The 12,815-nt window shown below is 70.1% G+C and carries 9 protein-coding genes, 2 tRNA genes and 1 pseudogene; 5 read left to right on the top strand and 7 right to left on the bottom strand.

What is annotated here, in order from left to right; all coding sequences use genetic code 11:
• Positions 1 to 57 precede the first annotated feature (57 nt).
• Complete coding sequence (locus OG389_RS31490; protein ID WP_328301962.1) at positions 58 to 324, bottom strand: StsA-related sactipeptide RiPP; 267 nt, start codon at positions 322 to 324, stop codon at positions 58 to 60.
• Positions 325 to 645: 321 nt separating this feature from the next.
• Between OG389_RS31490 and OG389_RS31485 the strand changes: the two genes are divergently transcribed.
• Complete coding sequence (locus tag OG389_RS31485) at positions 646 to 1,398, top strand: AfsR/SARP family transcriptional regulator (protein WP_328301960.1); 753 nt, start codon at positions 646 to 648, stop codon at positions 1,396 to 1,398.
• A 138-nt stretch (positions 1,399 to 1,536) separates the two neighbouring features.
• Here the strand turns inward: OG389_RS31485 and OG389_RS31480 are convergent, their stop codons facing one another.
• Positions 1,537 to 3,372: an ABC transporter ATP-binding protein gene (locus OG389_RS31480; RefSeq protein ID WP_328301959.1), complete on the bottom strand. Its 1,836-nt coding sequence runs from the start codon at positions 3,370 to 3,372 to the stop codon at positions 1,537 to 1,539.
• Positions 3,373 to 3,606: 234 nt separating this feature from the next.
• Between OG389_RS31480 and OG389_RS31475 the strand changes: the two genes are divergently transcribed.
• Complete coding sequence (locus tag OG389_RS31475; protein ID WP_328301958.1) at positions 3,607 to 5,673, top strand: phosphocholine-specific phospholipase C; 2,067 nt, start codon at positions 3,607 to 3,609, stop codon at positions 5,671 to 5,673.
• Between the two features lie 120 nt (positions 5,674 to 5,793).
• Here the strand turns inward: OG389_RS31475 and OG389_RS31470 are convergent.
• Positions 5,794 to 5,867 (bottom strand) — tRNA-Met (locus OG389_RS31470).
• Between the two features lie 15 nt (positions 5,868 to 5,882).
• On the bottom strand, positions 5,883 to 6,914 hold the full coding sequence (locus tag OG389_RS31465; RefSeq protein ID WP_328301957.1) for an ArsR/SmtB family transcription factor: 1,032 nt from the start codon (positions 6,912 to 6,914) through the stop codon (positions 5,883 to 5,885).
• Positions 6,915 to 6,961: 47 nt separating this feature from the next.
• On the opposite strand from OG389_RS31465, the gene OG389_RS31460 reads away from it, so the two are divergent.
• Together OG389_RS31460 and OG389_RS36890 are read left to right on the top strand one after the other, a co-directional pair.
• Positions 6,962 to 7,870: an aldo/keto reductase gene (locus tag OG389_RS31460; RefSeq protein ID WP_328301956.1), complete on the top strand. Its 909-nt coding sequence runs from the start codon at positions 6,962 to 6,964 to the stop codon at positions 7,868 to 7,870.
• A gap of 175 nt (positions 7,871 to 8,045) precedes the next feature.
• Positions 8,046 to 8,696, top strand: a complete 651-nt coding sequence (locus tag OG389_RS36890) for a carboxylesterase family protein (RefSeq protein WP_443059373.1) — start codon at positions 8,046 to 8,048, stop codon at positions 8,694 to 8,696.
• A gap of 248 nt (positions 8,697 to 8,944) precedes the next feature.
• Here the strand turns inward: OG389_RS36890 and OG389_RS31450 are convergent, their stop codons facing one another.
• From OG389_RS31450 to OG389_RS31440, 3 genes and pseudogenes are all read right to left on the bottom strand, one after another.
• Positions 8,945 to 9,628 (bottom strand): hypothetical protein, encoded by a 684-nt coding sequence (locus tag OG389_RS31450; protein ID WP_328301954.1) that lies wholly within the window; start codon positions 9,626 to 9,628, stop codon positions 8,945 to 8,947.
• 404 nt (positions 9,629 to 10,032) lie between these two features.
• A pseudogene (locus tag OG389_RS31445) lies at positions 10,033 to 11,660 on the bottom strand (RHS repeat-associated core domain-containing protein); the annotation flags it as partial.
• 477 nt (positions 11,661 to 12,137) lie between these two features.
• Positions 12,138 to 12,211 (bottom strand) — tRNA-Pro (locus tag OG389_RS31440).
• A gap of 108 nt (positions 12,212 to 12,319) precedes the next feature.
• Between OG389_RS31440 and OG389_RS31435 the strand changes: the two genes are divergently transcribed.
• Positions 12,320 to 12,802: a DUF309 domain-containing protein gene (locus OG389_RS31435; protein WP_328301952.1), complete on the top strand. Its 483-nt coding sequence runs from the start codon at positions 12,320 to 12,322 to the stop codon at positions 12,800 to 12,802.
• Positions 12,803 to 12,815: the final 13 nt, after the last annotated feature.

Here is a 12,815-nt window from a genome sequence, read left to right as displayed (position 1 = left end):
GGCTGGCACAGGCGCGGCCCGACGCGGTGGTGGCCGCCGGACCCCGCCTGTGAACTGTCAGTTCTCGGCCTGGCCGGAGCCCGACCAGAGGCCGCAGGCACAGAGCATCGCGGCGTCGAAGCCCTCCTTGGTGGCCTCGGGCGAGGACCAGTCCTGGGAGTGCGCGACCACGTCGGGGAGGATCGCCGCAAGGCGAGTCTTGGTCGAGATGAGGACCTTGGTCTCCTCGGGGGTCAGGCTGGCGTAGAACTCTTCGAGGGCGGGCGCCATCGTGCCGCCGAGAACGCCGGCGGCACGCAGGGACTCCAGTGCGTTGAAGGTCATGTTTCCACCCTTTCGCTGTCACGATCGATACGGGGACGCCACCGAGACTGCGCGTGGCGGATCGGTGAAACAACCCCACGAATGTGGGTTGCGGCGGAGGAGCGGCGGCGACATACGCGCGCGGGCGACCACGCGTCCGGGCCCGGATCGGGGGGCCAGGAACCTGCTGTCCGCGGGTGGTTGACGATCTCCATAGCGTGCCTCACCCTCATTCCACGGCTGTTGTGAAGCTCATGTGAAGCGAACGTGGAAATCGGCAGCGGAGACCCTTGACACGCCCAGCCGGCGGCCGACGGCCCGCCGGACGACCCGAGAGGTGCGATGAATCCCATCGGCTTCGGTCTCGTGCACATATCGCTCCTGCCAGACTTCGTCTGCCGCACGGATCAGAGGGTCGCCGACCTCAGCGACATCCAGCAGCGACTCGTGGCGGCCCTGGTGCTCAGCGACCGCCCGATGCGCCGCGGAGACCTCGCCGCGCGGCTCTGGCCGGACGTCCCGCCGGACCGTGCCGCGACGCGATTACGCCAGACGCTGTGGCGCCTGAACCAGGCGACGGCCGGCGGGCTGTTGCACGCCTCGCACACCACCGTGTCCCTCGCCGACCACGTCGAGGTGGACTACCGGGCGGCGGCGAGGCTGATTTCGACCGTGTCCGGGGCGGGTCCGCAGGCCGTGAGCGACGACCAGCTGCCGCACGCGTGGAGCGTGCTGCGCCACCCCCTGCTGTACGGCTGGGACCACGACTGGCTCGCGCCGTTCCAGGAGAAGTGGGAACTGCAGCGCGTCCAGACGCTGGAGCACCTCGCCGAGAAGTTCCTGCAACGGCGCCAGCACTCCGCGGTCCTCGAACTGGCCGACGCGGCGGCCCAGGCCGACCCGCTGCGGGAGGGGCCCCGGCGCATAGCCGTCCAGTCGTGCCTCTGGGTCGGCGAGGTGGCCGACGCGCACCGCCGGTACCGCCGTTACCGGGAGCTGCTGTTCTCGGAGCTGGGCGTGGCCCCGAGCGGCGCCATCCCGCGGCTGCTGAGACAGGACCGCGAGCGCCAGCTCGCCATGACGGCGGAGTACTGACATGACGGCAGTACTTGCATGAAGGCAGTACTTGCATGACAGCAGTACTCGCCGCCGTCAGTACGCGCACGGCGGCGCGGCCCCGGCCGGGGGCCGTCGTGCCGCGCAGCGGCACGACGGCATCCTCCCCGCCCGGGTTCAACGCAGGTCGGCCCCCGCGGTGGTGTCGTCGAAGAAGCCGCCCGACTGGTGCTGCCACAGCTTGGCGTAGGCGCCTTCCGCGGCCAGCAGTTCCCGGTGCGTGCCCTGCTCGACGATGTGCCCGCGGTCGAGGACGACGAGCTGGTCCATGGTGGCGACCGTACTGAGACGGTGTGCCACCACCAGCGCCGTCCGGCCGGCCATGAGCCGCCACAGCGCGTCCTGGACCAGGATCTCGCTCTCGGAGTCCAGGGCGCTGGTCGCCTCGTCGAGCAGCAGGATCGGTGCGTCGCGCAGGATCGCCCGGGCGAGGGCGACCCGCTGGCGCTGTCCGCCGGACAGCTTCACCCCGCGCTCGCCCACCATGGTGTCGAAGCCCTCCTCGAGGGCGTCGGCGAACTCCGTGACGTGCGCCGCCTCGGCGGCACGGCGGATCTCGGCGTCGGTGGCGTCGGGGCGGGCGAACGCGATGTTGTCCCGCAGCGTGCGGTGGAACATCGCCGGGTCCTGGGGAACGTAGGCGATCAGGCTGCGCAGGTCGGCCTGGCAGAGCCTGCTGATGTCCTGCCCGCCGATCAGGATGCGGCCTGCGCCGATGTCCGTCATCCGCAGCAGCAGCCGGGTGAGCGTGGTCTTGCCGCCACCCGACCGGCCGACGAGGCCGATCTTCGATCCGCTGGGCACGGCCAGGTCCAGGCCGTCGAAGAGCGCCGCCGCTCCCGCGTGGGCGAAGGTCACCCGCTCGAAGCGCACATCGGCGGCCTGCGAGCGCAGCGGCTCCGGCTCGACCGGGTCGAGCACGGTCGGCGGGGTCAGCAGCAGTTCGGTGAACTGCGCTGCCTCCGTCATCGAGCTCTCCAGGCGGCGGTAGATCTGGTTGAACTCGAACATGATCCGCGTCGCGTTGGCGTAGTAGGTGAAGGCCACGATGACCGCCTCCACGCCGTGCGCGCCGCCGCCGAGCACGATGGCGAGCATCAGACCCAGCACATTGGTCAGTACGGACATCGGCGCGACCAGCGTGTCGATGCGCAGGTTGCCGTAGTCCCACGAGCGCAGCGTGAGCCGGCGCGACTCCGCGACGCGGGACCGGTGCTCGGCGGCCTCGCGCGACTCGGCGGCGAACGCCCGGACCGTGTCCATGTTCATCAGGCTGTCCGCCACGTGCCCCGACACCCTGGCGATCGCCTCCTCCCGCTGGGCCACGAGCGCCTGGCGGCGACGGATCAGCGGTGCCACGCACAGCCCCGTGACCGCGATCATCGTCAGGAGCCCCACGACGAGCAGGGGGTCGTACTGCCACAGCACCACCGACGCGAACACCAGGGGCACGAAGCTGCCCATGACCGAGAACGTCAGCGTGTCGACGAACTCCTCGAAGCGGGAGGCGAAGCTCAGGACCCGCTTCGTCAGCGATCCGGCGAAGTTGTCGTGGAAGAACGCGGCGTCCTTGGCGAACAGCTCGTCCATGCCGGTCACGTACAGCTGCTCGATGCCGCGGGCGTCGAGGCGGTTCAGGCAGTGCAGCCCGATGCGCCACGCCGCCTCCGCGAGCAGCAGCACCCCGGCGAAGGCGAGGACGTAGGGCATCGTCCAGGCGATGGCGCCGCCGCCCGCGTTCCCCGCGGCGATCCGGCCGACGAGCTTCGCGACGACCAGTGGCGCGATGTAGTGGATGCCGATGTTGCCCAGCGCCGGGAGCAGCATCGCGGGCACCGTCAGCCGCTTGAGGCGGACCAGCTCCCGTCCGTAGTAACGAAGCGCGAGGAGTACCGGACTCCTGCGCGGCGGACTTCCATTCGAGGAACTTCCGTGCGATTCGGGCGATCCCATCCCAACCCTGCCTTGTCGGACCGTCAGGTCAGGAGACGGAGTGTCCCGCACGGGCGCCCGTACGGTCCAAGGCTTTTCCTCCCACCGTCCAGAACCGGCCGAACCCCACAGAAATCCGGCTGCCGTTCGACTGGCGTACCCGTCGGCGTCACGCCAGGCTCCCTCTCCGGCATCCCGGGCACGCTGTGCTGGGGGTGCTCAACCACCCCTCAAAACGCAGAGGTCGTTCCCGTCATGGCAGAACTCAACCGCCGCCGCTTCCTGCAGCTCGCCGGTGGCACCACCGCCCTCACGATGCTGGGCGAGAGCATCGCGCGCGCCGCCGCCATCCCCGCCCAGGGGACCACCGGCTCCATCGCCGACGTGCAGCACATCGTGGTGCTCATGCAGGAGAACCGTTCCTTCGATCACTACTTCGGTGCGCTGCGCGGCGTCCGCGGGTTCGGCGACCCGCGCCCGGTGACCCTGCCCAGCGGCAAGTCCGTCTGGCACCAGTCCGACGGCACGAAGGAGACGCTGCCCTTCCGGCCGCCCTCCGAGGACCTCGGCATGGAGTTCCTCCAGGGCCTCAACCACGACTGGGCGGGCGGCCAGAGCGCCTTCAACCAGGGCAGGTACGACAACTGGGTGCCCGCCAAGACGCCCGCGACCATGGCCCATCTGACACGCCAGGACATCCCCTTCCACTACGCCCTGGCCGACGCGTTCACCGTCTGCGACGCCTACCACTGCTCGTTCATCGGCTCCACCGACCCCAACCGCTACTACCTCTGGTCGGGCCACACCGGCAACGACGGCAAGGGCGGCGGCCCGGTCCTCAACAACGCCGAGGCCGGCTACGGATGGACCACCTACCCCGAGCGCCTGGAGGCCGCCGGGATCTCCTGGAAGGTCTACCAGGACATCGGCGACGGCCTCGACGCCGCCGGCTCCTGGGGCTGGATCAACGACGCCTACCGCGGCAACTACGGCGACAACTCCCTCCTCTACTTCGACAACTACCGCGGCGCACGGCCCGGCGACCCGCTGTACGACAAGGCCCGCACCGGTACGGACGCCAAGGCGGGCGAGGGGTACTTCGACCGGCTGCGCGCCGACGTCGCCGCCGGCACGCTGCCCCAGGTCTCCTGGATAGCCGCCCCCGAGGCGTTCAGCGAGCACTCCAACTGGCCCTCGAACTACGGCGCCTGGTACATCGCGCAGGTGCTGGACGCCCTCACCTCCAACCCCGACGTGTGGGCCCGTACCGCTCTGTTCATCACCTACGACGAGAACGACGGCTTCTTCGACCACGTCGTCCCGCCCTACGCCCCCGCCAGTGCCGCGCAGGGTCTGTCGACCACGCCCACCTCCCTGGACGTCTTCCCCGGCGCCGCCGGATACGTCGCGGGGCCGTACGGACTGGGCCCGCGCGTACCGATGCTCGTGGTCTCCCCGTGGAGCACCGGCGGCTACTCCTGCTCCGAGACCTTCGACCACACCTCGGTCATCCGCTTCATGGAGAAGCGGTTCGGCGTGCGGGAGCCCAACATCTCGCCCTGGCGCCGTGCCGTCTGCGGAGACCTCACCTCCGCCTTCGACTTCGCCCGCAAGGACCCCGCCGCGGCCCCGCTGCCCGACACCGGCGCCTGGTACCCGCCGGACCGCGAGCGGCACCCCGACTTCCGGGCCACCCCGCCGGCCAAGGGCGCCGTGCCGCGCCAGGAGAAGGGCCTGCGCCAGACCCGTGCGCTGAAGTACGCCCCGTACGTGGACGGTTCGGCGCTGGTCGGGCAAGGCGCCTTTCGGCTGACGTTCAGCGGCGGCCCGGCCCTGGGCGCGCAGTTCTACGTCACCTCCGGCAACCGCACCGACGCCCCCTGGACGTACACCACCGAAGCCGGCAAGTCGATCGCGGACACCTGGAACACCCGCTACTCGGCCGGGTCCACCGACCTGACCGTGCACGGCCCCAACGGCTTCCTGCGCGGCTTCCGCAACCCCGGCAGCACGCCCGGCCCCGAGGTCACCGCACGGCACAACGCCGCCACCGGGAACCTGGACCTCACCCTCACCAATGCCGGAGGGGCCACCGCCGCGCTGACGCTCACCAACGCCTACGGCGGCGGACCGAAGCGCCTCACCGTCGCCAGGGGCGCGACCGTGACGTACAGCGTCCCGCTGAAGAACACGCGGCGCTGGTACGACGTGACGGTCACCGCGTCCGGGACACCGGGCTTCCTGCGGCGCTTCGCCGGCAAGGTCGAGACGGGCGCGGCCGGCCTGTCGGACCCGGCGATCCTGACGGACCAGTCCTCCTGACGGGGTCCGGCCCGGCCGCTACGCGCACGTGCGGTCCGCGGCGGCGGGAGAGGCCGGGGCCAGGGCTGAGCCGGACACGGAGGAGGCCCGGATCCATGGGATCCGGGCCTCCTGCGGCAGTAGCGGGGACAGGATTTGAACCTGCGACCTCTGGGTTATGAGCCCAGCGAGCTACCGAGCTGCTCCACCCCGCGTCGGTGAACCTGACTCTACGGCACTCCGGGACGTGCGGTGACCACGGCATCGAGGAGGGTCTCGGCCGCGGCGGTGCGGGTGTAGAGGACGGAGCGGCCGGCGCGGTGGGCGCTGACGAGGCCCGCGTCGCGCAGCGCGGTGAGGTACTGGGAGACCCCGGCGGTGGAGAGCCCGGTGCGCCGGGCCAGCTGCGTCGTGGAGGCCGGGGTCTCCAGTTCGGTCAGCAACAGGGTCCGTGAGCGGCCGAGTACGGCGGCGAGGGCGTCACCCCGGGGAGCGTGCCGCGTCTGCCACAAGGAGCCGACACCACGGGCCTGATAGGCGAGCTGAGGTGGATCCGGCGGTGTCGTACGGGTGCGCAGCCCCCGGCCGGTGAAGGCCGTGGGGATCAGCAGCAGCCCGGTGCCTGCCGTCTCGCGGGTCAGCGGCTGCTTGCGGTGCGCCATCCGCAGCCCGTTGTCGTCCCAGATCAGCGAGGCGTGCAGGTCGTTGAAGAGGCGGTGCGCGCCGTACTCGGCGACCGTGCGGGCCCGGTAGAAGACGTCGGCGTCCAGCATCGTCCGGATCCGCGCCCAGTACGGGGCCAGCGCCAGCTCCCAGTACGCTTCGAGCTCGTCCGTGACCTTCGCCAGGCGGGTCCGCGGATCGGCGTGCAGCAGCCGCAGTCGAGGACCGAGGCCGCCCTGATGACGGGCCAAGTGGTCGAGGTCCTGGCGCACCCGGTCGGCGGACGAGGCCCGGATCGCCTCCCACTCCGCCTCCGGTGCGGGAGCCGGCCCGACGGGGGCCGGGTTGAGGAAGTCGGGGACGTATCCGGTGGGCGGGATCAGCTCCGAGAGCCAGCCGCGATCAAGCCCGGCGGCGATCAGGCGCGGGCGTACCTGGTCGGCCCAGGACCGGTGGAGTGGATGCGCCGTGCCGGACCGCAGCAGCCGGAAGCTGGGCGCCACCTCCCACATCGGCGAGACGGCGAACCGCACCTGCGCCAGATCGCTCGCCGAGAACGCCAGCTCCGCCAAGACGACCACCCCAATGGATTCAGGCATGTGTGAATCAATGGCGTGCCACCCTATCGGGTGGAGATCATCCCACCATGACCACACAGACGATCAACGCGGCGGCATCGGGCACCTGGACGCTCGGAGACCGCACGGTCAACCGGATCGGTTTTGGCGCGATGCGCCTTCCGCAGACCGGCGAGGCGTTCGCGGCCGATGCCGTCCCGCGCGACCGCGACCAGGCGACAGCGGTATTGCGTCGCGCGGTCGAGCTCGGCGTCAACCACATCGACACCGCCGCGTTCTACTTCTCGCCGCTGCGCTCCGCCAACGAGCTGATCAACCGGGCGCTGGCCCCTTACCCGGACGACCTCGTCATCACCACCAAGGTCGGCCCCGGCCGCGATCCCTCGGGGCAGTGGCTACCGCACGCCGCTCCCGAGCAGCTGCGCGGCCAGGTCGAGGAGAACCTGCGCCAGCTCGGCCGCGACCACCTCGACGTAGTGAACCTGCGCATCGTCGGCACCGACTCGATCGCCGAACGCTTCGGCGCACTCGCCGAACTGCGCGAGGCCGGGCTCATCCGCCACCTGGGCCTGTCCAACATCCACCCCCATCACCTCGCCGAGGCCCGGACCATCGCACCCGTGGTCTGCGTCCAGAACATGTACGGCATCGGCGCGTCACCGGAACAGGCGGAGCTCCTGGAAGTCTGCGGTGAACAGCGCATCGCGTTCGTGCCGTTCTACTCGATCGCCGGCAACGGACGCACGGCCGGCGCGACCACCGACGACAGCGGCGAGGTGCACGCCGTCGCCCGCGCCCACGGCGTGAGCGCGGCCCAGATCCGGCTGGCCTGGACCCTGCACCAGGGCCCCCACGTCCTGGCCATCCCCGGCACCGGCGATCCCGACCACCTCGCCCAGAACGTGGCCGCCGGCTCCCTGCGCCTGTCCGGGGAGGAACTCACCGCCCTGGACGCCCCCCGTCGCGAAGCGGCATGAACAAGACCCTCGACGCTGATCGGGCGGGGGCCGCCACGGCCGGGGCGGGGCTCCCCGTCATGGTGCGGATCCACGGCGGCGCCTTCACCACCGGCTCCTCCGCCGCGACCGCCTACGACGGGGCCACCTCGCCCGTGACGGCGTCGTCTGCCTCACCCTCAACTACCGCCTGGGCGTGGACGGTTTCGGCTGCATCCCCGACGCTCCGCTACCCGCCAATTGGGGAGTGCGCGACCAGATCTTCGCCCTGGAGTGGGTCCGGGAGAACATCGCCGCCTTCGGCGGGAACCCCGACGACGTCACCGACGACCATCGTCTCCTGCGGCATGTCCCTGATGCCCGTGATCGACGGGGACCTGATCACCCGGCGCCCCAAGGCCGTCCTCTCGTGTGTGAGAGAACGGCCTCCAACCTGCATAAAGCATGGTCGGGACGACAGGATTTGAACCTGCGACCCCTTGGCCTCCAGTGGCCCACCCGGATGATCTGCACGGGCTCAAGTTGTGTACGGAGAGATCTATCGTGTGGCATCGCGCACACCGTGTGGTCCCCAACTGGTCCCCAGGGACGCCTCAGAGGAGTACTCGCGGCAGACCCCTCCGAGGCAGCCAAGGTGGGCACGAGCCGCAACTCACCCCGATGGTCAGTGGCGGTCGATAGCCTGCGTGCGTGCCGTCCGCACGCGGAGAAGTCCGCATCGTTCCCCTCGGTAGGACATTCACCGACGAGGTCCCGCTGGGACCGACGGAAAAGATCCCCCTCAGTTGTCACACCTCTGCGTCAGGCAAGGGCAAACTCCATGGCACGCCGCAGTGCAGGACACTGAGCCTCCGCCAACTTGAAGTCGCTGATCAGAGGGCTGGTGTGATCGGCTCGCGGTGTACTCGCGCAGGTCGTGGGCAGCAGTCCGCGGAGAAGATCGTCCGTCAGCGGTTGACTTCGAGGTTCGTCAGGAGGAGGAGTAGGGCGCGCAGGAGTTGGGTGGCGCGGGCGGGGTCGGTGCGGAGCTTGGTGAGGATCCGCCAGTTCTTGTCGTTGTCCAGGCCGCGGAACCCGAGGTCGGCCGCCCCGTCGTCAGTCGGCGCCGGGGAAGCTGACGAGCAGCTCTTTGCGGCCGATCAGTCCGGCTCCCTCGCCCATGAGAGTGACCTTGGCGAGAGGGCCGTGCCGCTTGGTCTCCGGTCGGGGCGGATACCAGCTCAGCGCGGTCAGCCGCACCTCGACACCGGGTGTACCGACGGCCCGGAACACCATCCCCACCTCCGGCTCGCCGGTGAATGCCTCCGCAACGCACACCAGCTCCTCCTCAGAACTCTTCGCGATCTGGAACACGGAGATTCGCGCGGCAGCCGGCGGTGCCGGTTGGGCGGCGATCGCGTCGATGATCAGCTCGATGTCTTCCGAGGCGGCAACGCAGAATGCCTGATCGTTCTGACTGATTTCGCCTCTGAGGTCGTTCCAGTCCCCATCCGGTCCGCCTTCGGTGATCAGCCGCGACGGCACAAGCACGGAGTTCTTCTTTTCCGTGAAGGACCAGCCAATGTTCCGTGGTGCCTCGCGTGCCACGGAGTGGAACATCTCCTGCAGTTCGGGATGAGGTTCGCTGAAACGCCAGCCGAGCGAGGGAAGCTGGATCAGCCCGGTGATGTTGTTCGTTTCGCTCATGGACTTCATCCAGACCACCGGAGCGAATCGTTCGAGGGCGTTCCTGGCCCGATGGAAGCGCGATGGCCGGTCTCCGTCGCCCTTCATCGCCACTCCGTCTCCCTGTGCAGTCTTCTCAACTCTCCGAGGTCGGCCTCGCCGTTCAATCCTATGACCCGCTCACCGTTCTGGGATCGAAGTGCCCTCTCGTAGTCTCCCCGTGGAATCGGGTCCAGACTCAAGGTCGGGTCGTATGTGTACCGGCCGTCGGTGTACACCTGATGGAATACATAGTCTGCGTTGGTGATTCCGTTGGCCCCGGCCTCAGGAGTTTTGATGTTCCCCGATGGGGTGATGCAGTGGACGATCTCCCCTTCGCCCTCCGCCCGCTTCATGATGAAGGTCGATATTTCGGTGCAGTCGATGTACTCGCCCCGGGGCGCCGACCGCATCGCGTCGACAAGGCTCTGCTTCGGCGCGTGGTCCGGGTGCGGCTCCCGGAAGTCGAACGGGCCACGCTCCGGGCACTCGTCCGGGGCCAGGCCCATGTGGTCGGACCGGGTGTGGAGGTTGTGGACGTAAGCCGCAGGGTTGGGGGCCGGGGACAGGCCGAGGCGGTCCGGGGTGAGGTAGCGGGCCGTTTCGGGGTCGTAGGTGCGGAAGAGGTTGTGGTGGAGGCCGGACTCCGGGTCGTAGTACTGGCCCGGGAAGCGGAGTGGGGTGCAGGCCGTCGCGTCGCGGTTCCAGGTGGTGGTGCCCCACGGTGTGCTGCGGGTGCGCCAGGCTGTGCTGCCGTCCTCGGCCAGGAGCTCGCTCGGCGTGCCGACCAGGTCCGTGACGATCGCGAAGAAGCGGTCGTCGACCGTATCGTCGTCGATGTGCTCGGTCTGGGTGAGGGGGTGGAGCCCCTTGTGGGTCCAGGTGAGGGTGAGCGGGCCGCTGGTCTGTGCGCAGAGGGTGGTGCCGTCCCAGGTGAAGAGCGTTTCCTCGACCACTGTGCCATCGGCTGCGAGGCGCTGCTTTGCCGTGCGGCGGCCCAGCGGGTCGTAGGTGTAGCGCCAGCGCGTGCCGTCCGGGGTGATGACGGCCGCGAGCTGGTCTTCCGCGTTCCACTCGTAGCGCCAGGTCTCCGGTTTGCGGGAGAGCCTGGTCTTCTGCCGCAGGGTGACCCGGTCCAGGGCGTCGTGCTCGCAGCGGACGGCGCCCGCGCGGGTGATACGGGTGCCTGAGTAGGTGCGTCCGCCCTGGGATTCCGTGCCCGGGTGGCGCTCCGGCCAGGTGGCGTGGGTCTGGTTGCCCGCCTCGTCGTAGGCGTAGCGCTCCGACCAGCGAGCGGCATCGACTGCGGTGACGCGGGCCACCGTGTCGAGGGTGAAGGTGCGCGGGCCCGTCAGAGAGTCGTCGATGCCGGTGAGACAGCCGTCGGCCCGGTAACCGTAGCCGCGGCGCTGGAGGGTGCGTCCGTCCTGGCCGATGACCGTCTGGGCGGTGAGTCGGCCGGCGAGGTCGTACTCCTGGGTGAGGGAGAGGCCCGCGCCCACGGTACGGGCCAGTTCCCGACCGGTTGCGTCTCGTTCGAAGGCGAGTGTGCGGCCTGCGGTGCTCAATGCGGTGCGGCGGCCGAGGGTGTCGTAAGTGAATGTGAGGGTGCGCGCGTCGAAGTCCGTCTCCACTGCAGTCGGCCCGTCGCGTCGTACGCGTAGCGCCAGCTCAGGCCCTCGGGGTTGGTGACCGCGACCAGGCGGAGTTCAGTGTCGTGGGTGAAGGAGTACCGGGCTCCATCCGGCGCCGTGCGGGCGGTGAGGAGGTCGAAGTCGCCGTACTCGAAGGCCGTCACCCCGCCCGCCGCGTCCGTGTGGGTCAGGCAGTTCCCCTCGCCGTCGTAGGTCCACGATTCGCAGCTCCCGTCGGCGCTGATCCGGCGCAGGAGACGGCCCTCGACGCTCCAGGCCAGCTGGGTCGTACGGCCTGAAGGGTCGGTGATCGTGCTGGGACGGCCGCAGGAGTCGCGGGTATGGGCCGTCGTCCCGGCCCCGGGATCAGTGACCGAGACGAGCCGGCCCGCCGGGTCGCAGCGGACTGTGGTCGTGTGGCCGAGGGCGTCCGTCACCGCGGCCAGGCGGCCGCGGCCGTCGTAGCCGAAACGGGTCGTGGCTCCGGACGGATCCGTCTCAGCGACCACCTGGGCGTGGTCGTTGATCACGTACAGGGTTCGGTTGCCCAGGGAGTCGGTGTGGGTGGTGAGGCCGTGCTCGTAGGCGAACCGGACGTTCAGGTGGCCGTTGGTGCCTGACTGAGCGATGCAGCGATGCCGCTCGTCGTAGACGTACTCGAAGTGACGGTCGTTGGTGTCCGCCCAGGAGGTGATCCGGCCCAGCTCGTCTTAGGCGAAGCTCAGCGGGACGCCCGAGGAGTTGGTTACCTCCGCGAGGTGGCCGTCCACGTAGCCGTGGCGCAGGATCTCGGTAAGCCGTCGACACCATCGACGACGCACTCACCGAAGCCGAGGAGACCGGTCGCCGGACGGACCGGCCAGCGTGGCTGCGACCACCAGGACTCCGGACATGGAAAAGGCCGCCCTCTCATGGATGAGAGAACGGCCTCCGACCTGCATAAAGCAAAGTCGGGACGACAGGATTTGAACCTGCGACCCCTTGACCCCCAGTCAAGTGCGCTACCAAGCTGCGCCACGTCCCGATGTGCTTCTGATCTGGGGTTTCCCCCGTCCCTGCGGCACATGCAGAACATTACCCCACGACGCGGGGTGTGCATGCACCAGTAATCGGCGGCAGGCAGGATGAGGAGGTGAACGCACGGGATCGGGACGGTGAGGGGCGGGCGCGCAGTGCGCGGCCCAGGGACGGGCTGGGGCGACCCCTGCCCTACGGGGCCGAGGGCGTGGAGCGGCAGCCCGAGGGGGTGGTGCGCACACCGGCCGGGACCCTCGCCGAGGCGCAGCGGCTGCTGGACGCAGGGATGCCGTTCCACGCGCACGAGGTGTTCGAGGACGCCTGGAAGTCCGGGCCCGAGGCCCAGGCGCCACTGTGGCGGGCGCTCGCGCAGCTGGCGGTCGGCCTGACGCACGCCGCGCGCGGGAACGCCGTGGGCGGAGCGCGCCTGCTGCGCCGCGGAGCCGATGCCCTGGCCGGGCTCCACGGGGCCGGGGGCACTGCCGTCCCCGCGGTGGACCTGGCCGGAATCGTTGGCTGGGCGCGGGCGCTGGCCGGGCGGGTGGAGGGCGGCGCCGTCGTCGACGCGGCGACCGAGGCGCCGCGCCTCACGGGCTGAGCGGCGGCTGCGA

This window comes from Streptomyces sp. NBC_00435, assembly GCF_036014235.1.
Classification (GTDB): Bacteria; Actinomycetota; Actinomycetes; order Streptomycetales; family Streptomycetaceae; genus Streptomyces.
This window is presented reverse-complemented; position numbering and strand designations above follow the sequence as displayed.